The sequence below is a fragment of the Pseudoflavonifractor sp. An176 genome (assembly GCF_002160435.1).
GTDB classification, from domain to species: domain Bacteria; phylum Bacillota; class Clostridia; order Oscillospirales; family Oscillospiraceae; genus Enterenecus; species Enterenecus faecium.
In genome coordinates, this window is sequence record NZ_NFKO01000065.1 from 1 (window position 1) to 1,168 (window position 1,168).

The 1,168-nt window shown below is 44.7% G+C and carries 1 protein-coding gene and 2 pseudogenes; 2 read left to right on the forward strand and 1 reads right to left on the reverse strand.

Annotation, left to right across the window (positions count from 1 at the left end; genetic code table 11):
• Positions 1 to 196, reverse strand: a pseudogene (locus B5F12_RS12070) (hypothetical protein); the annotation flags it as partial.
• A 93-nt stretch (positions 197 to 289) separates the two neighbouring features.
• Here B5F12_RS12070 and B5F12_RS11575 point away from each other — a divergent pair.
• Together B5F12_RS11575 and B5F12_RS12075 are read left to right on the forward strand one after the other, a co-directional pair.
• On the forward strand, positions 290 to 985 hold the full coding sequence (locus B5F12_RS11575) for a helix-turn-helix domain-containing protein (RefSeq protein ID WP_087234537.1): 696 nt from the start codon (positions 290 to 292) through the stop codon (positions 983 to 985).
• Positions 982 to 1,168 (forward strand): annotated as a pseudogene (locus B5F12_RS12075) (hypothetical protein); the annotation flags it as partial. The gene B5F12_RS11575 and the pseudogene B5F12_RS12075, both read left to right, overlap by 4 nt.

Here is a 1,168-nt window from a genome sequence, read left to right on the forward strand (position 1 = left end):
CAATCATGTCATTTTGCGATTTTTCCGGAATTCCGATCAATTCTAAAAAAGAATCGTCTGGTTCCTTAATGGTTTTGATTACCTCATATGATTCCAGCTTTACCGAAATAGCCTCTTGCGTTTCTGGATCTCGATATTTTTTTATTTCGGATATAGAGTATGGATGGATTACTTTATCATATTTTAACTTATCCAACCATCGAAAAAGGTGGCCAATACTATAATTGATATGCTCCCTCTATGAGAAACAGTGAAATAAAACACTGTCAAACATAGGGGGAGCATTGCTATGCCACAGAAACAAAAGGTCAGTATAGAGACAAAGGTCACAATCATACAAGATTACATCAATGGATGCATTGGTATGCGTGAGGCGGCACGGAGGGCTGGAGTTTCTCACAATACTATGGGACAGTGGGTGCGTAACTATGAGATAGATGGGGTGGATGCATTTCTGCCACATAAAAATCGTGTATACAGCCCAGAATTAAAGAAATCTGCTGTGGAAGACTATTTATCCGGTGCTGGAGGCGAGTCGGATATTTGCAGAAAATATCACATTCGGAGTCATACGCAGTTCAGAGAATGGATAAAGGTGTATAATGCTCATGGAGACTTCAACTCGGTCAAACACTCCGGAGGAGGAAGCTACATGAAGCAAGGACGGGAGACCACACAGGAAGAACGCATACAAATTGTTAAGGACTGCATTGCCGGTGGTAAAAACTATGGAGAAATGGCCCTGAAATACCAGGTTAGCTATCAACAGGTTCGGAATTGGACTCTTCGGTTTGAGCAGATGGGAAAGGTGGGATTAGAGGATCGGCGGGGCCGCCGGAAGAAAGATCAAGTCCCTCGCACCGAACTTGAGAAAGCCCAAATCGAAATTGAGCAACTCAAGCACAAGCTATATCTGGCAGAAATGGAGAATGGACTGCTAAAAAAATTGGACGAGATCGAGAGGAGAGAGGCCTGGAAGAAGTGAGACAGCGCCGTACTTATAAAGCAATTCAGGAGTGTCATGAGCAGCAGGGGTTTCCCATTGAGGCAACCTGCAAGCTGCTCCACGTGGCTCGGTCTGCGTACCACAAATGGGCTACTGGCAAGCGTAGCCACAGAGCTGCGGAGAATGAGCAGTTGGCCGACACCATTGAGAAAATTCACTTAG

Bases quoted from the DNA above. Each gene is read 5' to 3' on its own strand.
- B5F12_RS11575 (WP_087234537.1), top strand. From the start codon at position 290: ATGCCACAGAAACAAAAGGTCAGTATAGAGACAAAGGTCACAATCATA.